General features: G+C 57.7%; 27 protein-coding genes. 7 read left to right on the forward strand and 20 right to left on the reverse strand.

The window, feature by feature from the left end; genetic code table 11:
* Positions 1-1,623: 1,623 nt before the first annotated feature.
* From BLU46_RS00005 to BLU46_RS00020, 6 genes are all read right to left on the reverse strand, one after another.
* Positions 1,624-1,851 (reverse strand): hypothetical protein, encoded by a 228-nt coding sequence (locus BLU46_RS00005; protein ID WP_093196913.1) that lies wholly within the window; start codon positions 1,849-1,851, stop codon positions 1,624-1,626.
* 9 nt (positions 1,852-1,860) lie between these two features.
* Positions 1,861-2,085: a hypothetical protein gene (locus tag BLU46_RS32720; protein WP_157721251.1), complete on the reverse strand. Its 225-nt coding sequence runs from the start codon at positions 2,083-2,085 to the stop codon at positions 1,861-1,863.
* A gap of 153 nt (positions 2,086-2,238) precedes the next feature.
* Positions 2,239-2,382, reverse strand: coding sequence for a hypothetical protein (locus tag BLU46_RS33670; protein ID WP_456291200.1), 144 nt, complete (start codon positions 2,380-2,382; stop codon positions 2,239-2,241).
* A 10-nt stretch (positions 2,383-2,392) separates the two neighbouring features.
* Positions 2,393-2,650, reverse strand: coding sequence for a hypothetical protein (locus tag BLU46_RS32725; RefSeq protein WP_157721252.1), 258 nt, complete (start codon positions 2,648-2,650; stop codon positions 2,393-2,395).
* Positions 2,650-2,883 (reverse strand): hypothetical protein, encoded by a 234-nt coding sequence (locus BLU46_RS00015; protein ID WP_231988852.1) that lies wholly within the window; start codon positions 2,881-2,883, stop codon positions 2,650-2,652. The genes BLU46_RS32725 and BLU46_RS00015 overlap by 1 nt, the downstream gene beginning before the upstream one ends.
* A complete protein-coding gene (locus BLU46_RS00020; protein ID WP_093196917.1) occupies positions 2,880-4,010 on the reverse strand; it encodes a phage/plasmid replication domain-containing protein in 1,131 nt (376 codons plus the stop codon). Before BLU46_RS00020 ends, BLU46_RS00015 begins: the two co-directional genes overlap by 4 nt.
* A gap of 156 nt (positions 4,011-4,166) precedes the next feature.
* Between BLU46_RS00020 and BLU46_RS00025 the strand changes: the two genes are divergently transcribed.
* The 3 genes from BLU46_RS00025 (at position 4,167) to BLU46_RS00035 (ending at position 6,168) form a co-directional block, all read left to right on the forward strand.
* Positions 4,167-4,589, forward strand: coding sequence for a helix-turn-helix domain-containing protein (locus tag BLU46_RS00025; RefSeq protein WP_093196920.1), 423 nt, complete (start codon positions 4,167-4,169; stop codon positions 4,587-4,589).
* 141 nt (positions 4,590-4,730) lie between these two features.
* Positions 4,731-5,102, forward strand: a complete 372-nt coding sequence (locus BLU46_RS00030; RefSeq protein ID WP_093196923.1) for a hypothetical protein — start codon at positions 4,731-4,733, stop codon at positions 5,100-5,102.
* A gap of 340 nt (positions 5,103-5,442) precedes the next feature.
* On the forward strand, positions 5,443-6,168 hold the full coding sequence (locus BLU46_RS00035; RefSeq protein WP_093196926.1) for a hypothetical protein: 726 nt from the start codon (positions 5,443-5,445) through the stop codon (positions 6,166-6,168).
* A 235-nt stretch (positions 6,169-6,403) separates the two neighbouring features.
* Here BLU46_RS00035 and BLU46_RS00040 read toward each other — a convergent pair whose 3' ends face one another.
* Entirely contained in the window at positions 6,404-7,153 is a 750-nt protein-coding gene (locus tag BLU46_RS00040; RefSeq protein WP_093196929.1) for an SDR family NAD(P)-dependent oxidoreductase, read from the reverse strand.
* 98 nt (positions 7,154-7,251) lie between these two features.
* Here BLU46_RS00040 and BLU46_RS00045 point away from each other — a divergent pair, with 98 nt between their 5' ends.
* On the forward strand, positions 7,252-7,611 hold the full coding sequence (locus tag BLU46_RS00045; protein ID WP_093196935.1) for a winged helix-turn-helix transcriptional regulator: 360 nt from the start codon (positions 7,252-7,254) through the stop codon (positions 7,609-7,611).
* Between the two features lie 198 nt (positions 7,612-7,809).
* A complete protein-coding gene (locus BLU46_RS00050) occupies positions 7,810-9,015 on the forward strand; it encodes a multidrug effflux MFS transporter (RefSeq protein WP_093196938.1) in 1,206 nt (401 codons plus the stop codon).
* Here the strand turns inward: BLU46_RS00050 and BLU46_RS00055 are convergent.
* From BLU46_RS00055 to BLU46_RS00105, 11 genes are all read right to left on the reverse strand, one after another.
* The gene (locus BLU46_RS00055) at positions 9,000-9,317 is read right to left on the reverse strand and encodes a DUF971 domain-containing protein (protein ID WP_093196943.1); all 318 of its coding nucleotides are present in this window, start codon (positions 9,315-9,317) and stop codon (positions 9,000-9,002) included. The two genes, BLU46_RS00050 and BLU46_RS00055, sit on opposite strands and share 16 nt — an antisense overlap.
* Entirely contained in the window at positions 9,314-10,267 is a 954-nt protein-coding gene (locus tag BLU46_RS00060) for a HEAT repeat domain-containing protein (RefSeq protein ID WP_093196947.1), read from the reverse strand. Before BLU46_RS00060 ends, BLU46_RS00055 begins: the two co-directional genes overlap by 4 nt.
* Complete coding sequence (locus tag BLU46_RS00065) at positions 10,264-11,103, reverse strand: ABC transporter ATP-binding protein (protein WP_093196951.1); 840 nt, start codon at positions 11,101-11,103, stop codon at positions 10,264-10,266. Before BLU46_RS00065 ends, BLU46_RS00060 begins: the two co-directional genes overlap by 4 nt.
* Positions 11,103-11,885, reverse strand: coding sequence for an ABC transporter permease (locus BLU46_RS00070; RefSeq protein ID WP_063030135.1), 783 nt, complete (start codon positions 11,883-11,885; stop codon positions 11,103-11,105). The genes BLU46_RS00065 and BLU46_RS00070 overlap by 1 nt, the downstream gene beginning before the upstream one ends.
* Positions 11,886-11,897: 12 nt before the next feature.
* Complete coding sequence (locus BLU46_RS00075) at positions 11,898-13,304, reverse strand: ABC transporter substrate-binding protein (RefSeq protein WP_093196955.1); 1,407 nt, start codon at positions 13,302-13,304, stop codon at positions 11,898-11,900.
* 122 nt (positions 13,305-13,426) lie between these two features.
* Positions 13,427-13,672: a 4Fe-4S dicluster domain-containing protein gene (locus tag BLU46_RS00080; protein ID WP_003217650.1), complete on the reverse strand. Its 246-nt coding sequence runs from the start codon at positions 13,670-13,672 to the stop codon at positions 13,427-13,429.
* A 55-nt stretch (positions 13,673-13,727) separates the two neighbouring features.
* Positions 13,728-15,461, reverse strand: a complete 1,734-nt coding sequence (locus BLU46_RS00085; protein ID WP_093196959.1) for a fumarate reductase/succinate dehydrogenase flavoprotein subunit — start codon at positions 15,459-15,461, stop codon at positions 13,728-13,730.
* On the reverse strand, positions 15,458-16,219 hold the full coding sequence (locus BLU46_RS00090; RefSeq protein WP_093196963.1) for a GntR family transcriptional regulator: 762 nt from the start codon (positions 16,217-16,219) through the stop codon (positions 15,458-15,460). Before BLU46_RS00090 ends, BLU46_RS00085 begins: the two co-directional genes overlap by 4 nt.
* Positions 16,220-16,388: 169 nt before the next feature.
* Entirely contained in the window at positions 16,389-19,310 is a 2,922-nt protein-coding gene (locus tag BLU46_RS00095) for a TonB-dependent receptor (RefSeq protein ID WP_093196967.1), read from the reverse strand.
* A gap of 101 nt (positions 19,311-19,411) precedes the next feature.
* Positions 19,412-20,359, reverse strand: coding sequence for a FecR domain-containing protein (locus BLU46_RS00100; RefSeq protein ID WP_093196970.1), 948 nt, complete (start codon positions 20,357-20,359; stop codon positions 19,412-19,414).
* A complete protein-coding gene (locus tag BLU46_RS00105) occupies positions 20,356-20,868 on the reverse strand; it encodes a sigma-70 family RNA polymerase sigma factor (protein WP_063030127.1) in 513 nt (170 codons plus the stop codon). The genes BLU46_RS00100 and BLU46_RS00105 overlap by 4 nt, the downstream gene beginning before the upstream one ends.
* A 277-nt stretch (positions 20,869-21,145) precedes the next feature.
* On the opposite strand from BLU46_RS00105, the gene BLU46_RS00110 reads away from it, so the two are divergent.
* Positions 21,146-21,418 (forward strand): DUF2790 domain-containing protein, encoded by a 273-nt coding sequence (locus BLU46_RS00110; protein WP_063030126.1) that lies wholly within the window; start codon positions 21,146-21,148, stop codon positions 21,416-21,418.
* 99 nt (positions 21,419-21,517) lie between these two features.
* Positions 21,518-22,375: an SDR family oxidoreductase gene (locus BLU46_RS00115; protein WP_093196974.1), complete on the forward strand. Its 858-nt coding sequence runs from the start codon at positions 21,518-21,520 to the stop codon at positions 22,373-22,375.
* A 117-nt stretch (positions 22,376-22,492) separates the two neighbouring features.
* Here BLU46_RS00115 and BLU46_RS00120 read toward each other — a convergent pair whose 3' ends face one another.
* Positions 22,493-22,717 carry a DUF2188 domain-containing protein gene (locus BLU46_RS00120; protein ID WP_003217639.1) on the reverse strand — a complete coding sequence of 75 codons (225 nt, stop codon included), beginning with the start codon at positions 22,715-22,717 and terminating at the stop codon, positions 22,493-22,495.
* Between the two features lie 138 nt (positions 22,718-22,855).
* Complete coding sequence (gene deoC / locus BLU46_RS00125; RefSeq protein WP_093196978.1) at positions 22,856-23,539, reverse strand: deoxyribose-phosphate aldolase; 684 nt, start codon at positions 23,537-23,539, stop codon at positions 22,856-22,858.
* Between the last annotated feature and the right edge of the window lie 48 nt (positions 23,540-23,587).

Below are 23,587 nucleotides of genomic sequence, written 5' to 3' on the forward strand. Positions count from 1 at the left end.
TAGGCACTCATTACCACAGAAATCCCAAAGGGAATTTGAAAGATACTAAGGAAATACCATACTGACGAATCAATACCGCCAAAAAGCTCACCAGCACTTGTGATTAGGCCTACGATGAAACTAGCGCTAATCAGATCCAAAAGAGCCTGATATAACCAGTCTGCAATAGCAACAGGAATATTAATTATGAATTGAATTATTTCTTGAAATATGGATAAAAGCCAGTCACCAAAAAGCTGTCATTTCGACCTCAACTATAAAAATAGTAAATATCTAAGATTAGAAGGCCAAAAAAGTCTGGGAGCCCAATGCAAGTTCAAAGTAATGCAAAACAAGTACTTCAACAATAAAAGCAGCTAACAAGCCAAAAAAACCCCAGCTAATAAAATATAAAAGTTCGAAATAATTTAAGGGTGCGATTTTTCATTAGCTTCTCAAATCTTAATATGGGATCACGCAGATAGGAATACACGAAGTGCGATAAGCGACCAAGCTGCAAGAAACACAGCGCTTAGCAATGGTGAAATTTCAGCAAATAACACGCAATGAGCATCAAATGAAACAATAGTTCCTAAAATAGCAACATCAGCAGTTGGGCACTGACCACCGGAACCAGCAGCTGCAATTTTCCTTAAATTCAGTCATCGCTTGACCAAAACCAGATTCGTTAAGATCAACTTCCATGCCACGAACAAAAACACCGTAGTGAACAGAATTAACCCCATTATCTATTACGGCATCCGCATTCAACGATCCAGGGTTAGAGAAAGACAGCTCACCATCAAAACCGGAATCACCATCCCCACCGTTACCACCATGCCATCACCGCCGTCATCCCCTCCACCAGGATTGGAGCCATCGCCGCCGCCGTCGCCAGGTCAATAGAGGGAGTGAGAGGATCGCCAACGACGGAGCCGTATACCCGCTTCAGCACCACATGAAGGACTCGCGGAATTGAGATCCACAGAGAAGTTACAAAAACCAGTATCTGTAAGGCCTGGAGCGAGATAGCAGGTACCACCTTTGCGAACTTGCAAGGTAAGAGCAAGAGTTATGGCAAATGTCAGAAGTAACAGTACGAACCGACCAAATAACAAAATATTTATCTCCTGTCTTGCTGGTACTGGCATTCGGGCCACGAGCCTCAACAGTTGGAGGGCAAACGGCGGCCTCTTTAACGGTGCCAATACTATTATTAATGACGTTTCCGAAAGACGTGTACGAGAAAGCACAATTGGCATTGGTCGAGCCAATCAATGTGCAAGCGCCGGCCTTGTAGTCTTTTCGGTTAACGTTTGTATTAGAGCTAATGACAGAGCTTACAAAGGCGCTAACCAAGGCCTCTGGAGTTTTCTGAACTCCAGCAGTAGCGCAATCATTAGCATACGAAGTAGCAGTGGATCCACTGCACTTCCACCCAGCAGAAGCAGAGGAAGAAAACGCAGCCAAAATAGAAAAGGCAATAAGTAAATGGCTTTCATATCACCACCCCGAAAAGACAGCGAACGAACAGCCGGAACCAATGACGAACATGGCGAAGTAATAGAGCTGATCCATGCAGCGGCCTCATTTTTTATAAAAAAAGGGCGCCCGAAGACGCCCAGGTCACGCAGAGAAAGCGACTTAACCGCGCAAGAAACCGACAACGATTTTCGCGCCTTTGATACCGGCATAAACACCAGCGAGGATGCCAGCGACAGCCAGGACACCAACGGAAATGGTGCTGAAGTCGATAGACGAAGTTAGGCCCGTATAGTCCCAGCCACCGGCAGGGTCAGCTGCAAAAACCGAAGGTGCAACAACAGCCAGGGCAACAGCGGATACAGCTACAGCAGCAGTCTTTTTGAACATGGTGAATCCTCAGGATTGTTTAATGAAGTTTAGAAACGCACGAATTCCCATCGACATAACCATAAAGCTGGCTACCAATGTGAACCCGGCGCCAAAAGCTTGAGCCAAAATAACTGGATCAAGTTGTGAAGGGTCAAAAGGGACAATGTAAGGAACAGAAACCCAATCGACCGAACACGAGGGAACACCGCCCTGAATAATTAATTCACCAGGGCAATGCAATAAACCGGTCATTACGCAGGCTTCTGCGGTGTCGAAGAACCAGGAGCGCCGGAACTCACGCGACGCCCTTGACGAGGATCGACTTCAAAAATAAGCCGATCATCACGAACTTGTGCAATCACATCACACTCATACTTTCCGGGTTGAGGAACCTGCTGCGGAGTCTCAGCGTAAAAAAGTACACTTCTGCGGATACGGAATATTTGGCAAATGTGCATATGCTTCAAACATGCAATAGGGCTTGCCAGACTTTGCAGCAGTACCACTGCGGTGATTGCCAGTTACTTCAACTACGATAACGTTAGACATGTTGATGCCCTTATCTCAGTGTTGGAAACCCAGGAACAGTGCCGGGTTTACGATATGCCCAACTGGGCGCAATAGCTTCAGGGTTGCGCCTGAAGGTTAGAAATTGACGTTTATTCCGTTGACGAGCTACAGCTTGGTTTGAAAAGTCAGCCAGCACCGTTCGCATTACATCATTTGCGATACTCTTTACTAGCGACTCATCTGTGACGTGATTACGAATATCTGCTTCAATATTCCAGCGCAGAACTTGAAATTGCTTCTTATCCATTAGAACCCCATCCATTCGGCTACACAGGTTGTCCCTTTTTCTTGACGCTCTACTAACCAAATACGCTCAGGTTTAACGCCCTGCTCTTTTCGTGCCTCAACAGCTTTGAATGTCTGCTCGACCTGCTGAGCAAGAACAGGGTTAATGAAAGCACCTAGTACTCGTTGTTGTTCAGCCAAACGCCGTTGTTGGCCACTTGTAAGCTGAATACCTTGAAAACTTACAGTTCTCACGCTGCAACCTGGTGCAGGTGATTAGGACGCTGATACCAAGTTGGCACAGACAAAGTGCTTTTCGTCACCTCGCGGCACTGCCGAACGAAGACCGGGGCAAAACGACTGGTATCGCAAGCATTACGAATATTAATGCCGATTTTATTAAGCCGAGCCGCATGAGTTTCAAAAGCACGCTGAGACAAACCGTGATGATGACCGCTCATCCAAAGAATGGCGTAAGAAGAAGTAGCATTTGCAGAAGCCCTCCCCTTACAAATGCCTTGTTCAATCAGTTTGTCAGCAATACTCTGAAGGTCCATTGCGGTCACCTTTAACTTTTCATCTATTTTAAGAAACTCACTATGGAGTTCGGCCAGACGCCTTTCATCAAATAAGCCCCAATAACAAAGGGTCTCACGCTGTAAATATTCGCTCTTAAGCTCTTGTTCCATGCGAACTACGCCTTCTTGTGCGCAGTAGTTTTTAACTCGCTGAACATATTTGTATTCTTCTGAGTCCTCACCAAAGACACGCTTAATCTTTGGAAGACAGTTCTGATCCATTTCAAAGGCCTTGTCATACGCCTTTCGATATTGAAGGCGACCGCCTTTACCATTTCCTTTGGAAGTCCAAGCAACAGTGCGCCCGTTGGGATACAGAAAGCCGATGGAATGACCGATTCGCTGGCTAGAAACGCCGCGCAGATAGGCAAGAACATTGCCCTCCCCCAATGAAACGTTGGTGGTCAAATCTATCCGTTCAATCTTTGCCCCATCGGCGATACGGTCGCCGCACTTTGCTCCTGACTCACCTTGGCGAATATCAATGCGAGTACAGCGGGTAAAACCAGGAAGGCCGTATTCACGCAACAGCGCGTTGTAAACCGAGACGCATTGCTCGATAGAAGTAAAACCAAACAAGTTGTCGAGCCGCCCTACCCGGCTGGGATTTCCTTCAACGCGGATCTTGCGACCCTGAACATGAATCGTGACCGATGTCGAAAAGCTGGCCTCATGCTTGAAACGAGGCTGGCGAGTGCTAAGGACTTCGTTTGTATTGGCATCTATCGTCAAGGTAAACACGTCGCACACGACAGGTAGATCGTGGTCGTGCTCCTGCGAAATGGTTAGCCAATCTATGAACATCCGAGCGCCTTACTGACAAGTCAAAAGCGGTTAACTGCATCCAAAAGGACGGTATTCCGCAATCATAGGCGGTCTTCCGTTTGAGTCAAGAGAAAAGAACGGTTTTTAGCCGATACTTGTCCGATAGAAACGGTAAACCGCATTCGGAGACGCAAAATGGGCATCGGCACCAGGATCAGGCAAGAGCGGCTCAAGCAAGGTCTTGAGCTGAAGGAGCTAGCAAAATTGAGCGGTATCCCGGAGCGGACGCTTGCAGACATCGAGCGGGAGGTTTCGAGCCCTCGAGCAGAAAACCTCAAAAAGGTAATCATCTCTTTGGGCTGTTCAGCTGATCAGATCATGTTCGACGACGACGAGCTGACTGAGGACGGAGACCTAGCACTACTGGTGCGCGAATTAGGGAAAACCGAGGAAGACACGCGACAGACAGTGAAGCGAGTCATCCGAGCAATGCTGGTTCAGGAGCGCGTTTTTGAGCTAGAGAAAATTCGCAATTTCGACGACGCTCACAAGGAAGAAAACAAGCAGCGACAGAACCTGGCTTTGCCATTGAAACGCTATGAAAAAGCGAGCAAGTGAAGTCGGAAACCGAAGAAGTCTTCGGTAAAGTGGGGGTGTAACAGCACCCCCACCCAGGCCGTTCCGGCCTGCCCTCATGTGAGCATTTTCGCGGACGCGAAAAATCAGCATAAAAATCCAACCCTCCCGAGAGATCTAGCAATGCCTGATCGAGGAAAAATCGCAGCTACTGCGCGTTATGACCTGAGCACGGATCTCATTGTTGTCCAGCTTTTGACGGGTGCAGAACTGTGTTTCAAGCCGGCGATTTGCATTGACCTGCTAGGCCTATCACCGCAAGGGCTGGCAACTATCCAGGTCAGCGAGGACGGTGCTGGGATCGAGTTTCTCAATGGGGATGTCTGGGCGTATTTGCCGGAGTTGATGGAGGGGCAAAGAACTGGTCTTTCAGGCGTGCACGATAGGCTATTAGCGATCACTGCACAGATTGATTTGGTGATTGGAAGCGACCAGAAACACCCTTTATGGCACTCCCTTCAAGACCTCAAAAGTTGCTTAGGTTCAGACTACTAGATTGGACCTGCCGGGACCTATCCGATGATAGCGCGGCACGTCACGGGACCGCGCAGGCTTCGCACAAAACCCGGGGCAATGCCTTGGGGTAATCAGGGCGCGAAGTGACACCGCCTCAACTACAGGCAATTTGAACGCGACAAAAAAAACCAGGGCTCTCAGGAACGCTGGGGTTTTTCTTTGGACGATAGACCGGCCGGCTTTGCCGGGTATCGGCGCCGGTGTTGCAACGCACTAGCGAAGATCTGCGCGGCGCCTAATGCCCTTCAGGCAGGTCGAGGTATGGCATAAAATGCTATCGGGCGCAAAACTGAGATAACCAAACAAAATGGAATTGGAAATGACTGAAAAAAAGGACAAAAAGCCAGGCTATCAGCTCACAAAAAAACAGCATTTCCATATGAAAGCTTTGCTTGAACGGTTCGTAAATAGCTCACAAAAAGTACGTGTAGTACGTAAACCGTTCGGAACGACAAGCTTTCTAGGAGTAAGAAATCAGATCTTTATCGGAAAGAGAAGCTGGTCTCAAGAGACCGAGCAGGCAATAAGCTGGCCGATCGAAACCGCCTTCTTAGCGGAAGTCACACGTGTCGAAGCTGGAGAGGTCATTCAGAGTCACGAGGCCGTATCCCAATATCACCTGCTTTGGACGCTGCGGCACCATTTCGCGAAAAACCCCAATGAGGACAGAGTGCTGTATCCGGGGATGGATTGCCATATGAGCGAAGAGCTTGAAGAGTGGGGAGATGCTAATTACAAGGTGCCAATAAGAAATGGCGGGATAATTCCGGGACGGTTCGCCACAACGCTGGATATCAAAGAGTTGCTCGCATCTCCTGAGAATGTGGCCCTATATGAGGGTGTTTTTTGGCGTGTTATCAAATCTGAAACTGATCGATTCATCTCTCCGGACCAGTACCGTCACAAGCTTTTGATCGTTATCAATCCGTATACCGTGCTTCAGGGCGGCTACCAGGAAGAGCCTCCCTACATAGCTTCACCGGAAGAAGTTCGCATGTACAACGAAGTCGCTGAAAAGGAAGCCGTGAGCTTTACCTTTGGATAATCCGGCACTATTTTGGCCTCGCATAATAGACGTTATGGGTAAATCCTCGCCGGGGCTTCGCGATTTTCCCGCCGTCGGATTCTGCCCTCTCGGGCGACAAGTACCATAACGTCAACCCCATTATGCGCAATCATATGATTCATTATCAGGGGCAGTGCCAACCAGATTTCAACCAGCGCACCACGCTCCTCATCGGCCAAACCCAACCCATCTCGATTTGGCCGATGACCCTGAATCACACCTGAGCGAAACCACCATCCACAAACATCTCGCTGCCTGTCATGAAGCTGCTTTCATCCGACGCCAGGAACAATGCCGCATTCGCCACTTCATCTGGCAAACCCATACGACCCAACGGCACGCGCGTCACCATCGAGTCGACAATCGCATCCTTCTGGCCGGTTCCCGAAAGCGCTCGGTCCAAACCAGGCGTCGTCGTTGGCCCAGGTGAAAGCACGTTGACCCGAATACCCGTGCCTTGCAGATCCAACGTCCAGCTTCTGGCAAAGTTTCGCAGTGCACCTTTCGAGGCGCTGTACACGCTGAACGCTGCGGTGCCCATCGAAGCGGTCGTCGAACCTGTCAGCACAATCGAGCCGCCGGCGCTCATCAATGGCAACGCGTTTTGAACGGTAAACAGCGTGCCTTTCACGTTCACGCCAAATGTGCGATCAAATGATTCCTCGGTGATCGATCCGATGGGTTCCAGATCCCCCAAGCCTGCATTGGCAAACAACACATCAATGTGGCCTTTGTCTGTTTTGATCTGCGCGAATACCCGCTCCAGATCCTGCAGATTTGAAATGTCGCCCTGGATTGCAACGGCGTCATGCCCGATCAGGACCAACGCTTTGTCCAGTTCCTCTTGGCGACGTCCGACGATAACGACCTGTGCGCCTTCGGCCGCAAAACGTATGGCACTGGCCAAGCCAATCCCGCTGTTGCCACCGGTGACGACTGCGATTTTTCCGTTGAGTCTGTTCATGAGTGTTTCCCATAAATGTTGAGGCTCAAGCGTAGATCCGCGCTATTGTTTTGAATAGTATGCACCTTTTGGTAAGTACTCAGCCTGAGGGCACAAACATGTCGAATAGCACCTTTAATTGCGGGCTCGACGCCGCCCTGGCGGTGATTGGCGGGAAATGGAAACCGTTGGTCCTGTTCCACCTGGCCCATGAAGTTCACCGTTATGGCGAACTGCGGCGTGCAGTTGGCGGCGTGACGGATAAGGTGCTGATCCAGCAGTTGAAAGAGCTGGAACGCGATGAAATCATCGATCGCATCGACTTCAAGGAAATCCCGCCGAAGGTCGAATACTCCCTGACCCCATTCGGGCGTTCGCTGGCCAAGGCCTTGGGGCCTCTTTGCCAATGGGGCACCGAGCATATGTTGGCGGTTGAACGCATCAGCGAACGCCGAACAGGCGCCCTCGCCCAGCCTTGAACTCACAAAATGTTTAACTCGACTAAATGGATATTTAGTTGAGTTAAATCAATAGGTTACGCGCTTATGTGCTGATCAAGGGTCATCCGCGACACCCAGCCCCTCATAACTATGTAGTGAGTCTGTAAACACCGGCTTGTATGCACCGAGGGTGATCACTAAGCTGGCCGCTCTTTTTTACCGCCGTCCGGAATCACCATGTCTCGAAGTATCGCCCACCTCGCCCTGCTGCTGGGCTTGATCACCGCCGTCGGCCCGTTTGCCATCGACATCTACCTGCCGGCTTTGCCAACGCTGGGCGCCAGCCTGCAAGCCTCTCCCGCTGCGGTGCAGATGAGCCTGACGGTGTTCTTCATGATCATCGGTGTGTGCCAGCTGTTCTACGGCCCGATCAGCGATGTGTTCGGGCGCAAACCGCCGATCTATGCCGGCCTGGTGATTTTTATCGTGGGCAGCATTGGCTGCGCCCTCGCCCCCTCCATCGAAGCGCTGATCGGCTTCCGGGCGTTGCAGGCCTTTGGCGCCTGCGCCGGGATGGTGATTCCCCGGGCAATTGTCCGTGACTTGTACACCGGCCATGAAGCTGCACGTTTGATGGCGTTGTTGATGCTGGTGGTGAGTATTTCACCGATCCTCGCGCCATTGGCCGGCAGCCTGATCATCGCGGTGTGGAGCTGGCGCGAAGTGTTTCTGGTGCTGGGTGTGGCCGCAGTGTTGTGCCTGATCATGACCGCCGTGCAGTTGCCGGAAACCCACCCCGCCGAACGCCGCCTGGGCAAGACCCTGGGCAATGCGTTCGGCAGCTACGGCGCGTTGCTGCGCGATCCAGTGTTTACCGGGTTGTCGGTGGTGGGCGGCTTTGGCCTGGCGACGTTCTTCGTGTTCATCGGCAGCGCGCCGTTCGTGTACATCGAGTACTACGGGCTCACGCCGACGCAATTCAGCCTGTGCTTTGCCCTCAACGCAGCGTCGTTTTTTGCCCTTAGCCAACTGACGGCGCGCTTGAGTGCCCGCTTCGGTTTGGCCCCTCTGATTCGTTGGTCGGTGGCCGGCGTGGCGACCGTCATGACCTTGCTCGCCCTTACCACACTGTGGGGTAACAGCCTGCCGTTGATGATGGCGCTGCTGTTTATCGGCTTTGGTTTCCTCGGCCTGCTATTGCCGGCGGCCGGGGTGTTGTCCCTGGAAGATCACGGCGCCGTAGCGGGTTCTGCATCGGCATTGTTGGGCGCGATCCAGATGATCACCGCGGCCGTGGCCATGTCCCTGGCCGGCCTGTTCGCCGACCACACACCGGCACCGATGTTGATCGGCATCGCACTCAGCGCTGTGGCGGCGATGCTCACCGTGTGGTGGACGCTGCGCCGCCTGCCGGCGCACCTGCAACCTCAGCCGCGTACCTGACCAGTGGAAATTGGGGCCTCAGCCTGAAGCCCCATGCCCGCCAAATAGGCCCACGGGTAAATCCCCCGCTGATGCCCATCGCTGAAGATCAACTGCACGCCATACCCCTGGGGATGCACTTCCAGTACCCGAACACGGTCCGATACCAGTGGCAGCATGCCTCTCAACCGAAAGGCCCTGCACTGTGAACATGGGCATTCACGGCGCAGACGGGCATGGTCGATCCATTGCACGCCTTCATGCCATTCCAGCCTCAAGCGTCCTTCATCATCGCGTCCAATGCTTTTCGGTGCGCTGTTCATTGCAGTTGCGCCAGGGCAATGCGGACCGCCTTGCGCACTTCCGGGTCGCCATCGTCGGCGGCATCACGCAACGGAGCCAGGGCTTGGCGATCGCCCAATTCGCCCAGAGCCAGAGCGGCCTCCTTGCGCAGATTGCTGATGCTATGGCCCAAGGTCAGGACCAGCCCGTGCAACGCCGGGGCATAGCGCAAGCGACCCAGGCTGCGGGTGGCGCGCAGGCGGACTTGCCAGTAGTCATCGGCCAGCGCCTTGATCAAGGCGTCGCCTGCACTGGCACTACCGACTTTGCCCAGGGTGGTCGCCGCCTCCTCCCGCACTTGCCAAGTGGCGTCCTGCAACGCTTCAAACAGCGCGGGTAGCACCCGCTCATCACTGGCAAGACCCAGGGCGCCGGTGGCGGCGCGCCGGACTTCGGTGTCCGGGTCGCTGCTGGCTAATATCGCCAAGGCCTCCAGTGCCGGCAGGTGCTTTAGCCAGCCGAGCACGCCGACCGCTTCGCGGCGTACGCCAGCATCGGCATCCTTCAGCGCCAACAGTGCCGACGGCGCCGCAGCTTCAAGGCGCAACTCGCGCAAGGCACGAAATATAGCCGTGCGCACACTGACGTCGGCGTGGGTGGTCCAGGGCAATAACAATCCACCCGCCCGTGTTGTCTTGAGCACGCTCAAGCTCTGGGCGGCTGCGTCACGCACCGATACCTCGGTGTCGGTCAGCGCCTGGCACAGCGCCTCGACCACTTCGTCTTCCTCCCAGGCTTCCAGCAGGCTGGCGGCCTGGGCGCGCACTTCGGTGGCCGGGTCGTGGCGTAGGCTGTCCACCAGCCATACCAGTCCGTCGGGGTCTTCCAGGTCTGCCAGATCAATCAGGGCGATCCGGCGCATGCCAGCATCCGGCGCTTGCAGCCGGGGGCGCAGGGCTTCAATGTCGGGGTTTTCGGTTTCATAGGTCATATGGCAAATCGCGGTCTTGGGTGATCGTTGGGGAGCCCGAGTGGGTTCAGCCGTGGCAACTGGCGCCCTTCTTCGTGGTGCAACAGCTCAAGGCAATGGCGCTTGAGGTGGGTAAATTCCGGCGAGGTCATCAATTCGGTGCTGCGCGGCCTTGGGAAGGTCAGCAGGAAGTCTTCGATGATGCGCCCGGGCCGTGGGCTCATGACCAGGATGCGGTCGGCCAGGAACAACGCTTCGTCGATGTCATGGGTGACAAACACCACGGTGGTGCGGATACGCGTCCAGATGTCCAGCAGCAACGCCTGCATCTTCATGCGGGTCAAGGCATCCAGCGCGCCGAAGGGTTCGTCCATCAGCAGCAGGCCGGGGCGATTGATCAACACCCGGGCGATTTCCACCCGCTGCTGCATGCCGCCAGACAGCTGGTTCGGCCAGCGCTCGGCAAAATCTTCCAGGCCCACCAGTTGAAGAATGTCATCGGCGGCAGCAAGACGCTCGGCCTTGCCCACGCCGCGCATCTTCAGGCCGAAGGCGACGTTTTCGCGCACCGAGCGCCATGGGAACAGTGTGTGTTGCTGAAACACCATGCCCCGCTGCTGGGACGGCCCGGCAACCGGCTCGCCGTCCATTTCCAGGGTGCCCTGGCTCGGCGTGAGGTGCCCGGCCAGCGCGCCGAGCAAGGTCGACTTGCCACACCCGGACGGCCCGAGGATACACACAAACTGGCCCGGCTCGATCCTGCAATCCAACGCTTTCACCGCCTCGAATGCCTGCTGCTTTTCGCCCAATACAATAGACAAGCCGCGAATCTCGACACGCCCTTCAAGTTGACTCATCAGGCTTTACCTCGTGGTCGATGCCAGGGGGTGAACAGTGCACCGAGGCGCTTGACCAACAGGCTGCTGCCCATGCCCAGCACCCCGATCAACAGCATGCCGACGACAATGTCGGCATAGTTCTGGATGGTGTAGGACTCCCAGGTGTAATAGCCGATGCCGTATTGGCCGGAGATCATTTCCGCCGTCACCAGGCAGAACCAGGAAGTGCCCATGCCGATGGCCAGGCCGGTGATGATGCTCGGCGCGGCGCCTGGCAGGATCACTTCCAGCAGGATCGCCCGGCGCCCTGCCCCTAGGCTGCGCGCCGAAGCGATCAGCCGTGGGTCGACGCCCTCCACGCCATGCACGGTGTTGAGCAGCACCGGAAACAGCGCGCCGGTGAAGGTAATGAAGATCATCGACAGCTCCGACGACGGGAACATCAGGATCGCCAGCGGAATCCAGGCCACCGCCGGGATCGGCCGGATCACCTCCAATGGCGGCAACAGCAGGTCTTCCGCCCACTTCGAGCGGCCAATCGCAATGCCCAGCCCGATGCCCACCACTGCTGCCGCCAGGTAGCCTTCAAACACCCGGGTCAAACTCGCACTCAGGTGCCTGGCGAGCTTGCCCGAGTCCGCCAGCCCAAGGGCGGCCTGCACCACGGAGCCCGGCGTGGGCACATTGGCAAAGGTCACCAGCCACAGGTTCCAGTGCTGGCTGGCCGCCAACTGCCAGAACAGCAGGCACAACAGCAATGAAGCGGCCTTGGGCAGCCAGCGCCATGGGGTGCTTGTCATGAACACGCTCCCTCAGCGACCGGCAACGGCCTGCGCGCCGGCGTCGGTAAAGTTGAACACCTTGCCGCCCTGAGCCTGGGCGAACTGCTGCGCCTGCCCCTTGAGCAGGAACGCGCTGAGTTGGCCTTGCTGATTGCTCGCAAACCACGCCTGGCTGGCCAACAGCTTGATGCCGCTGTCCTGGGCCTGGGCATAGACCGCGCGCACCGCTTTGCCTTGTTTGTTCAGACTGTCCAGGGCGGTGAACGCCGCCTCGGCCGATGCGTAATCGCGCACCTTGGGCTCGCCCTTGACCCAGATTTGCGCCACATGCTTCCAGTCGGTGATCGGTTTGCCGGTCAGGGCATCGTTGGCCTTCAGCGGGGATTGGGTGTAATTGCCCAATTGCGCCTCATAGTCCAGTCCAGATGCCTTGAACGCGGCACGGATGTACTGGTCATCGATAAAGGTATTGAGGTCCAGGCCACGGTCGGCCTTTTTCAGCAGCTTGAGGGTGTCGATCGCGGTACCCACCGCCTGGCGGTATTCGGGTTTCCAGCTCAGGTCGCGGGTCTGCACGCCCAGCGGGCCATGGAACAGATAGTTGACCTCGGCTTCGACGCCGGTGACTTTTTCGATCAGCTCGCTGTACTTCTCCGGTTCTGCGGCCAGCAACTGATTGGCCTCGATACTTGCGCGCAGGTAGGCGATGACCACTTCCGGGTACTGTTTGGCATAACGCTGGTCCACCAGCGCGCCGTGGAACGTCGGGGTGTCGGATTGCGAGCCGTCGTAGATTTTGCGGGCGAAACCCCGGTTGGGGAACAGTTCGCCAAACGGCACAAAGTCGGCATGGGCGTCGATCTTGTTGGCCTGCAACGCCGAGCCCGCCACTTCGGGCGCCTGGGCAATGATGTTGACGTCCTTGAGCGGGTCCCACCCCTGGGCCGCAACAGCGCGCAACAACATGCCATGGGCCGTCGAGGCGAATGGCACGGAGATGGTCTTGCCTTTCAGGTCGGCCAGGGACTGGGCGCTGGAAGCGATCGGCACCACAATGCCGTTGCCGCTGCCCTTGATGTTGCCCGACAACACGCTGATAAACAGGCTGTGCTTACCCGCCGCTTCGAACGCAACGCCATTGAAGGCGCCGGGGAAGTCGGCCATCGCGCCAAAGTCCAGTTTGCCGGCGACCATTTCATTGGTCAGCGGCGCGCCACTGGTGAAGTTTTTCCACTGCACGTCGTAGGTAGCGTCCTTGTACTTGCCGTCGTGTGGCAGGTACTTGTCCAACAGCCCCAGCTCGCGGATCAGCAAGCCGCCCGCCGCACAGTTGATGGTGGTGTCCTGGGTGCCGATGGCTACCCGGATCGTTTGGGCCTGAGCCGACAGGCTCAAGGAAGCCAGCACCAGGCCGGCCAAGGTTGCGCGCAATAACATTGGGTAGTTCCCCTCGAATCATGGTTGAAAGAGTCGTCTCCGCCACGGTCTGGCGTGGTGGGAAACGAGGGGGTGTCACTCGGATGGCGTCCGGGGTTGGCGGATGGCGTTTGCGGCAGATCTCAGCGCAGCAGGTACGGGATCTCGACCTTGACTGCGCCGGTGGGGCAATCTTTTTCACAGGGCATGCAGTACCAGCATTCATCGAACGCCATATACGCCTTCTGCGTTGCCGGATTGATCGCCAACAGGTCCATCGGGCACACGTCGACACAGACCGTGCAGCCTTTTTCGGCGATGCACTTGTCTTCATCCACCGTCACCGGGGCGTTGGAGCGGAAGAATATTTCCTGGGGCTGATAGGCCATTTCACTGTGTCCTTGGCGCTTTTGCGCTCTCTGGCTGTAGCGGTGCAACGCAGGTTCAGGCAGCCGCGTGGGCGCCGACCCGCAGGCGGTCGTAGGCCTGCAGCTCTTCGGCATCCAACGGAATTACATACGGCTCGACGGGTTTCTTGAAGCTGACCATCTGCCCGTCGTCGCCCTTTTTCAGGTGGCAATGGCAGAACCAGTCGGCGTCGTTGCGTTGCGGGTGGTCGACCCGGTAGTGGTACAGGCCCCAGCGGCTTTCGGCGCGGTACAGCGAGGCGCGAGCGGCCATTTCGGCGCAATCGCGAATCACGCTGGTTTCCATCGCGCGCATCAATTCATGGGGGTTGTGTGCCTTCATCTGGTCCAGGTCGCGCTCGATATCGGCAAAGCGTTGCAAGCCGATTTCCATCTTGCGGGTGACCTTGGGCGGTTGCAGGTAATCGTTGACGAAACGCCGCAGCTTGTACTCGACCTGGGCTGGCGGCAGGCCGGCTTCGCGGTCCAGCGGCGCGTAGATCCGTGCCTGCTCGGTGGCTACTTGCTGGGCATCCACTGCGCTGAATTCGCGCCCGGCCACAAAGCTTGCAGCGTTGGTGCCGGCGAACCAGCCATAGGTGAACGCACCGAGCATGTAGTTGTGGGGCACGGCCGCCATGTCGCCCGCCGAATACAGGCCCTTGACCGACGTCTCGGCGCGCTCGTTGACCCACACTCCCGACGCCGAGTGCCCGCTGCAAAAGCCGATCTCGGAGATATGCATCTCGACCATCTGGCTGCGGTAGTCAGTGCCCCGGTTGGCGTGAAACTGACCCCGGCTGGGACGCTCGTTGCTGTGCAGGATCTGTTCGATGTTCTGAATGGTTTCCTCGGCCAGGTGATCGAGCTTGAGAAACACCGGGCCGTTGCCGCTTTCGAGCTCCTGGTGGAACTCCCACATCATCTGCCCGCTCCAGTAGTCGCATTCGATGAAGCGTTCACCCTTGTTGTTGGCGGTGTAGCCACCCAAGGGCCCGGTGACATAAGCGCAGGCCGGACCGTTGTAGTCCTTGATCAGCGGGTTGATCTGGAAGCACTCCAGGTTCGCCAGCTCGGCGCCAGCATGGTAGGCCATGGCGTAGCCGTCGCCGGCGTTGGTCGGGTTTTCATAGGTGCCCATCAGGTAACCCGACGACGGCAAGCCCAGGCGGCCGGCCGCGCCGCAGCACAGGATGACCGCCTTGGCCTTGATCACCTGGAAATCGGCCGTACGGCAGTCAAACCCCATCACGCCGTTTACTGCGCCTTCGCTGTCGGTCAGCAAACGGGTGCAGACCAGCCGGTTGGTGATGTTGACCCGCGCCCGCTTGAGCTGGCGATACAGTACCTTCTTGATGTCGTGCCCTTCAGGCATCGGCAGCACGTAAGCGCCCATGTGATGGACTTTTTTCACCGCATAATCGCCGGTTTCGTCTTTCTCGAACTTCACGCCCCAGCGGTCCAACTGCTCGATGGTTTCAAAGCTGTGGGTCGCGTAGGCATACACCGCCGCCTGGTTGACGATGCCGTCGTTGGCGATCGTGATTTCCTTGGTGTACTGCTCCGGCGTGGAGTGGCCTGGAATAATCGCGTTGTTCAGCCCATCCATGCCCATGCTGATGGCGCCGCTGCGCTTGACGTTGGCCTTGTCGATCAACAGAACGCGTAAATCGCGGTTGGCCTCCTTGGCCTTGATCGCTGCCATGGGGCCAGCGGTGCCGCCGCCGATCACCACGATGTCGTATTCCAGTTCCAGGGTTTTGCGGCTCACGGGCGGCTACCTCGCTGACGGTCGATGCGCAGGCGGTACTGAAACGCATCGCCGCGGTAATACAGGTGTTCAAAGTCCACCGGCTGTCCGTCGGCGGTGTGGGTCAGGCGCTCGATGCGCATGATCGGCGAACCCGCCTCCACGTTCAGCGCCTGGGTCAGTTCGCTGTCGGCGAGCACCGCGTCAATCGCCACGTCGGCGTGACCCAGTTGCAGGCCGCAGTCGTTCTCCAGGATCAGAAAGATGTCGCGGGTCACCAGGTCGGCGTTTTCCAGGCGTTCGCCCAGGGCCTGGCTGAGGTAGGTGATTTCCAGCGACACCGGCTCGCGGTTGATCAGCCGTACGCGCTTGATCTGCGTGACAGTGGTGCCCTCCTCCACGCCCAGGCGCTCGGCCACCAACTTGTCAGCGGGCACAAAGCGGTAGCTGCGCAGACGGTTGATCACTTCATAGCCGCGCTCGGTCATGGACTCGCCCAACCCTTGCAGGGTGCTGACGTTCTGATAAGCCTTGGGCTTGAAAACGAAGGTGCCTTTGCCGTGGATCTTGTAGATCAGGCCTTCCTTTTGCAGATCACCCAGGGCCTGACGCACGGTGATGCGGCTGACTTTGAAGCGCGCTCCCAGCTCGCTTTCGGAAGGCATCTGGGTATTCGGCGCGTATTCACCATCGAGGATGCGGCTGCGCAGCAAATCCCGCAGTTGGGCATGCAGCGGAACGCTGGACAGAGGAGATAAGGCGACGGTTGATTCGTTCATCAGGACCACTTGTCATAACGAGTTATGACGTGATCATAAGGAGTCTTATGAAAAGCGCGGAAATACCGTTTTGGAATAAGGTTATGGACAGGAGAATGACGCTGCACCTAGGAAGTAGGTGCAGCGGACCAGCCTAATTTATAGAGCAGCGTCCAGACCTGATGAAAAATCAGAAGTTGTAACTGACTCGGGTATAGAGGATCCGCCCAAACGGGTCGGCGTACTTGGGGTCGTACCCGCTCTGGAACGCGTAGGTCTGGTTGCTGAACGGCGGCGCGCGGTCGAACAGGTTCTTCGCGCCCAATGTGACGGCCAGAGACTTGCTCCAGTTGTAGGTACCCGCCAGGTCCCAGACGTTGTAGGAGCCTACGGAATCATGGGTTTCCGGGTCCGAGTCGTGATAGCCACTGGTGTAGCGGTTGGTCAGGCTGACGCCCAGCGGTCCGCGGGCCCAAGTGCCGGTCAGGCTGTGGCGCCAGCGTGCAACGGCGCCAGCGGTGGAGAATTCGCCGCCACGAAAATCACCGAGTTTGTCGATGTAGTCGCCCTTGAGCTCCTGTTGGTATTTGTATTCGTTGACGTAGGTGCCTTGCAGGCCGATGCCGAAGTCACCGATGGCGGTGCTCGGGAAGCGGTAGTCGAAACTCACATCCACGCCGTTGGTCTTGGTTTTCCCGAGGTTGGCCAGGCCGGTAACGATGTGATCGATGGAGCCGTCAGCCTTGCGAATCAGGCGGTCGCCGTAGGCATCCGGGTCGTCGAACACTGACGACTCAGGGAATTCGGCGATCTGGTTGGCGATGGTGATCCACCAGAAATCCAGGCCAGCACTGAGGCGCTCAATGGGTTGGAACACGAAGCCAAAGGTAACGTTACGTGCGGTTTCCGGGCTCAAGCTGCCATTGCCGCCCGTTTGCCGGCGGAACTGTTGGGCGCAGTCGCGGTTACCGATCCCGCCATTGGCCGGTGTACCGCCCGGGCACAGGCGCGGGTCGTTGTAGTTGGCCACGGTGTAGCTGGTGTAGGTCGGGTTGTACAACTCATACAGCGACGGCGCACGGAACCCTTCGCTGTAGGCGCCGCGAACCACCAGTTCTTTGAATGGCTGAAAACGGAACGAGTATTTCGGGTTGGTGGTGCTGCCGAAGTCGCTGTATTTGTCATGACGCACCGCCGCGGACAGTTCCAGGCTGTCGAGCACCGGCACATTGACCTCGGCGTACTCGGCCGAGACGCTGCGATTGCCACGCACCGCGCCATTGGGGTCTACGCCGAGGCTCTGCACGGTCTCGGCGAATTGGGCGAAGTCCTGATGAAAATCTTCCTTGCGGTATTCACCCCCCAGCGCCAGGCCTGTGGGACCTGCGCCAAACCAGTCGCCGATTTCACGGCTGACGCGACCGTCGATGGATTTGACCCGGCCAACGGCGGTGGCGTAATCGCCGTCGACGCGGCTGGAGGCGAGCAACGCCCTGCCCGCTTCGCTCTGCGGCCCGAACGGGTTGATCACGCCATTGGCGATACCCTGGCTGATGGTCTGGTCGTTCACATAACCGTCGAGAATGGTTTGCACCACTTTGTTCTGGTTGTAGGACGCACCGACGTTGTAGTCCCAGTTCGCCACGGTGCCTTCGAAGCTCAGCAGCAGGCGCTGACTGGTGTTGTCATCTTCGTGCTTGCGCGCCCCGGCGTCGGTTTCGCGCCAGTTCACATCCACCGGCTGTGTCGGGTCCAGGGCAAAACCCGTCGGACCCGGCGTGATGCCGTTGCCCGGATAGAACGCCGTACCCGGATTGACCTGGGCGCCCATCAAGGTGCCCGGGCCAATCTGCGTGCGGTTTTCGTTGCGCGCCCAGAAGTACTCAAGGCTCACGGTGTGGTCATCGGCCAGCTTGCCGGTGGCTTTGGCAAAGGCCGAGGTTTTTTCGGTTTCCGGCACCAGGTCCAGGTAACTCCACAGGCTTTGGCGGCAGATGCCATTGCGCGACAGCAACCCGGGGGAATTGCAGCCGGAGCCAGCCAGCGGGTTGGTCGCGTTGCTACCCTGGCTCCAGTTTGCCGGGGCGGCGGTGCCCGAGGTGAAATCCAGGCCGCGACCGGGCTGGTAGTTGTAGGTGTAGTCGCGGTCTTTGGCCGCCAGGCGCGTCTGCTTGTCGTAGCTGACCACGCCAAATACGTTGAAGCGGTCGTCTGCCAGGTCGCCAAACCCATAACTGCCGCTGAAGTTATGGCTGTCACCACCGCCTGAGCGCGTCGGCGAATCGTAATTGGTGGAGAGCTGGCCGCCGGTCAGGCTGGTCTTGGTGATGAAGTTGATCACCCCGCCGATCGCGTCGGTGCCGTACAGCGCCGACGCGCCATCGCGCAGCACTTCCACACGGTCGATGGCGGCGAACGGGATGGTGTTCAAGTCCACCCCGGAGCCGTTAGTGGTGTTGACGGCGTTGTTGCTCAGGCGCCGGCCGTTGAGCAGCACCAGGGTTTTGTTCGCGCCAATCCCGCGCAAGTCGGCAAACGCTGCACCACCGCTGCTGGAACCCACCGAACGCCCGGAGCCAACGGAAGACTGATTGGCCGAGATACGGTTGATCAACTCCTCGGTAGTGCTCACACCCTGCTCGCGCAATTGCTCGACCCGCAGGATGGTCACCGGCACGGCCGTTTCCGCGTCCACTCGACGAATCGCCGTGCCGGTCACGGTGACTTTTTCCAGACGGTAGTCAGTACTTTTTCCCGCAGCCGGGACAGCGTTGGTGGAGGTCGCGGCCGCTGCGTGCACCGTCAGCCCCTGCTCGCTATCGCTGACTTGCAGGCCGCTGCCCTGTAACGCTTTGTCCACCGCTTGCAGGCTGCCCAAATCTCCGCGAATGGGGGCACTGCGCTTGCCCTGAACCAACTGCTGATTGAAGGAAATCATCACGCCGGTCTGCCGGGAGATATCCAGCAGCACCGAATCGAGCGGGCCGCCGGCGATATCAAAGCTGAACACCTGGCTGGCCGCTTCCTGGGCCATTACGCAGTTGCTGCAGACGCCCATCGCCAACGCCGCCGCCAGCGTCAGTCGAGGTAATTGTTGTTTGAATAAGAACATCGAGGATCTCCCTGTTGAATGTGTCTACAGGGGTTGAGCAGCGGCAGACGCGTTTTTATAGGGCGGTGTTTAGGCGAAGATGCTATGAGTTTATAACCGGTTTAACGGGCCTCAATACTTACCCAATAGGCGCTGTGATACGTCACGCGAATCGGTAATGAATTCTCCAGCAGCTGCAGGGTGCGGTCCGTATCGTCCAGGGGATAGATGCCGCTCAGGCGCAGCTGCGCCACATTGGGATTCAGGCGCAGAATCCCGTGGCGATAGCTGCGCAGGCTGTCGATCACCTCCCTTAACGACCGGTCGTGGATTTCAAGGCGTCCTTGGCTCCAACCGGCTTCATCGCCCTTGAGCGGGCCAAGGCCGAAGGTGTGTTGCTCATCAAACCGCATGCTCTGCCCCGCCTCCACGATTTGGCGCGCGCCGTCCTGAGTGACCACTTCCACTCGCGAATGCAGCATCACCAGACGGGTGGACGCTTCGTCACGCTGCACCAGGAGTCGGGTACCCAACGCGCGAATCTGGCCATGCCGGGTTTGCACCACGAAGGGCCGCGCCGGGTCCTTGGCCACGTCCACCAGCAACTCCCCCTCCCGTAACTCCAGCACACGCTGGTGTGCGTCGAAACGCGCAATCGCCCGGCTCTGTGCGTTCAGCGTCAGCAAGCTGCCGTCGTCCAGCGTGAAGTGTTTACGCTCCCCAGTGCCAGTGGACAGCTCGCCGGTATCCACCAACCAGCCCTGGCGACGACCGAGAAACAGCGCTGCCAACGCGACGACACCCAGGCTGCCAGCGACAAAGCGTCGACGGCTGGACGGTGCTTTCAGGCTATGCAAAAGGTGCTCGCTGGGCACTCCGCGCAATGCATGATTGCGCAACAGCCCCATGCCACCGCTCATTTGATCAATTACCTGGCGGTGACGAATGTCAGCCGCGCACCACGTCTCGAATGCCTGCCGTTCCTGAGTGCTGGCGTGCTCCGATTGCAGCAGGGCCATCCACCGCGCGGCCTCCTCCACCACGGCCTCTTCCGGGCGCAAAAGGCTCATGGCTGGGCCATCACCAGGTAGCAGCGCTTGAAGGCATCGGCCATGTATTGCTGTACACGGCTGGTGGAGACCTGCAAGCGCTCGCCGATCTGGCTGTAGGTCAGACCGTCCAGTTGATGGTAAAGAAACGCGGCCTTGGCTTTGGCAGACAGCCCGTCCAGCAGGCGATCCACGGCCAGCAAAGCCTCGATTACCAACGCCCGCTCTTCGGGTGACGGGTGCACCGGCACGGGCGCATGGGCCAGGCTTTCAAGGTAGGCACGTTCCAGGTCCTGCCGACGCCAGCCTTCGTAGACCAGGCGCCGGGCGATGGTGGTCAACAGCGCGCGAGGTTCGCGAATAGCGGCGGGGTCCGGAAGCGACAACACCCGCAGGAAGGTTTCCGAGGCAATGTCCTGCGCGCTGTGATGACATCCCAAGGTTCGCCTGACTGAACTGCACAACCACTGGTAATCCTTTTGGAACATCTGCCCAATCAATGGGTAACCGAGGGGCTGACTGACACCCATGCCTTGCTCCCTTACGAGACCTATCGCCCGTCTCAACAATCATCCGCCAACGCCCCCTGAGTCGGGGCCTGGAATAAAGGGAGCGACTGTGCCGCAGAGGTATCGAGCTTTGGAAGTAATAAAAAATCAGCTGTAGCTCTCAAATGAATATAAGCCCCTGCGCACATCGATTTGGCTGATGTCTGCTATTGGCCCGCAGGCGTTCATCCCTGCGGCGAGCGCTTTGTAAAATGGGCCCCACAGTCAAGCCACCATCTTCGTGGTGTCGGAGGTTCTCATGCGTTATCTGCTTATCGCCGTGCTGGGCCTGTTCAGCACACTGGCCGTCGCTCAAGGCGAAACCCCGGCGCCCACTGTGAGTGCCAGCGCACCCGCCAGCGAGGCGTACGATTATTCCCAGGACCTGGATATTGCCAAGGTGGTGCGCGTCAGCACCCAATCATCCACCGAGTGCGGTCCGGTGAAAGGCCACATGGTCTACATCGACAGCCACGGCGTGCGCCATGAGCTGGACTACATGCGCCTGGGCGATGCCTGCCAGCACGGTTGATCACAAACCATTCGTCGGGCTCGGCCAGCATCGATTACAACTATCGCGCCGCTGAAAATCACTAATCCATAGAACCCGTTGTGATCTATGGAGATTGAGATGACTGACTACCCACGCCCACCTTTCGCCAGCCAGGCCCAATCCGTTCCCGGTTCGCAGAAGAAGATGGACCCGTACCCCGACTGCGGCGAGAAGAGCTACGCCGGCTCCGGCCGCCTGGCCAACAAGATTGCCCTGATCACCGGCGCCGACAGCGGCATCGGCCGCGCCGTGGCGATTGCCTTTGCCCGGGAAGGTGCTGACGTGGCCATCGCCTACCTGGATGAACACGAGGACGCGAAGGAAACCGCACGCTGGGTGGAAGAAGCCGGTCGCCAGTGTCTGCTGTTGCCTGGGGATCTCGCGCAAAAGGCCAACTGCCAGGCCATTGTCGACCAGACCGTCGAGCAGTTCGGGCGTATCGATGTGCTGGTGAATAACGCAGCGTTTCAAATGACCCACGAGACCCTGGAAAAGATTCCCGACGAGGAATGGGTCAAGACCTTCGATATCAACATCACCGCGATGTTTCGCATCTGCAAGGCAGCGCTGCCACACATGAAGGCTGGCGGGTCGATCATCAATACCAGTTCGGTGAACTCCGATATGCCCAAGCCCACGTTGCTGGCGTATGCCGCCACCAAGGGCGCGATTGCCAACTTTACCGGTGGCCTGGCGCAACTGCTGGGGAGCAAGGGCATTCGAGTGAACAGTGTGGCACCGGGGCCGATCTGGACGCCGTTGATTGTCTCGACCATGCCCGATGAGGACGTGAACAGCTTTGGCAGCGAGACGCCACTGGGCCGCCCGGGGCAGCCGGTGGAAGTGGCGCCGATCTATGTGCTGCTGGCGTCGGATGAGGCGAGCTACATCTCGGGCTCGCGGTATGCGGTGACCGGCGGCAAGCCGATTCTCTAAGGCAGGACGTCAATCCAGTGTGGGAGCGGGCTTGCTCGCGAAAGCGGAGTGTCAGGCAATGCATGTGTGACTGATCCACCATTTTCGCGAGCAAGCCCGCACACATTTGGTTCTCGGTTAACCTGGAGATCGCGTCGGATCAGCTTTGCGCGGGTACGTGCGCTCCTCCTGAATCCGCCCGTCCATGCTGTGAATCCTCAGCGACGCCGTTTTGTCGCTGAGAAACTCCTTCGCCAACTCAACGATCGCCTCTTTGGTCTCCGCCGTTTTCGACGGCCGCGCAGAACCCTGCTTGGTCAGTGCCCAACCGGTGCCGGTCTTGTTGATGTTGTAGGTATCCATGGTCTGCTCCCTTGACTGAATGAACACGGCACGCGGTAAAACCCGCGCCCTACTTATTGCGAGCGCGGGTGCCGGGCAGAGTTCAAGGCAGTTGGCGGATCAGGTTACGGGCGGCCCTACCGATCAAACCGATCCGGTTCAATAACCGCTCGCGGCCGTCATCACGCCGCCCACAATCGCAATCCCCGAACTGCTGCCCAAACGTGTTGCGCCGGCATTGATCATCTTGATCGCCGTCTCGTAATCGCGCACGCCACCGGACGCCTTGACCCCAACCCCGGCACCTACGGTCTTGCGCATCAGTGCCACGTCCTCAACCGTTGCGCCGCTTCGACTGAACCCCGTTGACGTCTTGACGAATGCCACGCCCAAGTCCCGGCAGATTTCGCACGCCTGGACTTTCTGCTCGTCGTTGAGCAGGCAGGTTTCCAGGATCACTTTCAACGGCACGGCGCCGCAGGCCTTGTGGACCAGGGCAATGTCATCGCGCACCGCGTCCAGCAAACCTTCCTTCAACCAACCGATATTGAGCACCATGTCGATCTCCCCTGCCCCGGCGGCAATTGCTCGTTGGGCTTCAAATGCCTTGGTGTCGCTCAGGCCGGCACCCAGCGGGAAGCCCACCACCGCACAAATCACCACGCTATCGTCGGTCAGGCACGACGCGGCGTAAGGGACCTGGCCTGAATTGACGCACACCGAATAAAAGCCATGCTCCCGGGCTTCCTCGCACAAGGTACGGATCTGCTCACGGGAGGCATCGGGAGCCAGCAAGGTGTGATCGATGTACTTCGCCAATGCTGCAGGTTGAAGAGTGTTCATTTAACGAGTCCTTGCCTGTATGTTGCCAATGTTCGTGTACCGCTTGTC

Source organism: Pseudomonas yamanorum, from assembly GCF_900105735.1.
Lineage (GTDB): Bacteria > Pseudomonadota > Gammaproteobacteria > Pseudomonadales > Pseudomonadaceae > Aquipseudomonas > Aquipseudomonas yamanorum.

Coding starts and splice junctions, on each gene's coding strand:
- BLU46_RS00005 (WP_093196913.1), bottom strand. CDS start 1,851: ATGTTCAAAAAGACTGCTGCTGTAGCTGTATCCGCTGTTGCCCTGGCT.
- BLU46_RS32720 (WP_157721251.1), bottom strand. CDS start 2,085: ATGACCGGTTTATTGCATTGCCCTGGTGAATTAATTATTCAGGGCGGT.
- BLU46_RS33670 (WP_456291200.1), bottom strand. CDS start 2,382: ATGTCTAACGTTATCGTAGTTGAAGTAACTGGCAATCACCGCAGTGGT.
- BLU46_RS32725 (WP_157721252.1), bottom strand. CDS start 2,650: ATGGATAAGAAGCAATTTCAAGTTCTGCGCTGGAATATTGAAGCAGAT.
- BLU46_RS00020 (WP_093196917.1), bottom strand. CDS start 4,010: ATGTTCATAGATTGGCTAACCATTTCGCAGGAGCACGACCACGATCTA.
- BLU46_RS00025 (WP_093196920.1), top strand. CDS start 4,167: ATGGGCATCGGCACCAGGATCAGGCAAGAGCGGCTCAAGCAAGGTCTT.
- BLU46_RS00030 (WP_093196923.1), top strand. CDS start 4,731: ATGCCTGATCGAGGAAAAATCGCAGCTACTGCGCGTTATGACCTGAGC.
- BLU46_RS00035 (WP_093196926.1), top strand. CDS start 5,443: ATGACTGAAAAAAAGGACAAAAAGCCAGGCTATCAGCTCACAAAAAAA.
- BLU46_RS00040 (WP_093196929.1), bottom strand. CDS start 7,153: ATGAACAGACTCAACGGAAAAATCGCAGTCGTCACCGGTGGCAACAGC.
- BLU46_RS00045 (WP_093196935.1), top strand. CDS start 7,252: ATGTCGAATAGCACCTTTAATTGCGGGCTCGACGCCGCCCTGGCGGTG.
- BLU46_RS00050 (WP_093196938.1), top strand. CDS start 7,810: ATGTCTCGAAGTATCGCCCACCTCGCCCTGCTGCTGGGCTTGATCACC.
- BLU46_RS00055 (WP_093196943.1), bottom strand. CDS start 9,317: ATGAACAGCGCACCGAAAAGCATTGGACGCGATGATGAAGGACGCTTG.
- BLU46_RS00060 (WP_093196947.1), bottom strand. CDS start 10,267: ATGACCTATGAAACCGAAAACCCCGACATTGAAGCCCTGCGCCCCCGG.
- BLU46_RS00065 (WP_093196951.1), bottom strand. CDS start 11,103: ATGAGTCAACTTGAAGGGCGTGTCGAGATTCGCGGCTTGTCTATTGTA.
- BLU46_RS00070 (WP_063030135.1), bottom strand. CDS start 11,885: ATGACAAGCACCCCATGGCGCTGGCTGCCCAAGGCCGCTTCATTGCTG.
- BLU46_RS00075 (WP_093196955.1), bottom strand. CDS start 13,304: ATGTTATTGCGCGCAACCTTGGCCGGCCTGGTGCTGGCTTCCTTGAGC.
- BLU46_RS00080 (WP_003217650.1), bottom strand. CDS start 13,672: ATGGCCTATCAGCCCCAGGAAATATTCTTCCGCTCCAACGCCCCGGTG.
- BLU46_RS00090 (WP_093196963.1), bottom strand. CDS start 16,219: ATGAACGAATCAACCGTCGCCTTATCTCCTCTGTCCAGCGTTCCGCTG.
- BLU46_RS00095 (WP_093196967.1), bottom strand. CDS start 19,310: ATGTTCTTATTCAAACAACAATTACCTCGACTGACGCTGGCGGCGGCG.
- BLU46_RS00100 (WP_093196970.1), bottom strand. CDS start 20,359: ATGAGCCTTTTGCGCCCGGAAGAGGCCGTGGTGGAGGAGGCCGCGCGG.
- BLU46_RS00105 (WP_063030127.1), bottom strand. CDS start 20,868: ATGGGTGTCAGTCAGCCCCTCGGTTACCCATTGATTGGGCAGATGTTC.
- BLU46_RS00110 (WP_063030126.1), top strand. CDS start 21,146: ATGCGTTATCTGCTTATCGCCGTGCTGGGCCTGTTCAGCACACTGGCC.
- BLU46_RS00115 (WP_093196974.1), top strand. CDS start 21,518: ATGACTGACTACCCACGCCCACCTTTCGCCAGCCAGGCCCAATCCGTT.
- BLU46_RS00120 (WP_003217639.1), bottom strand. CDS start 22,717: ATGGATACCTACAACATCAACAAGACCGGCACCGGTTGGGCACTGACC.
- deoC (WP_093196978.1), bottom strand. CDS start 23,539: ATGAACACTCTTCAACCTGCAGCATTGGCGAAGTACATCGATCACACC.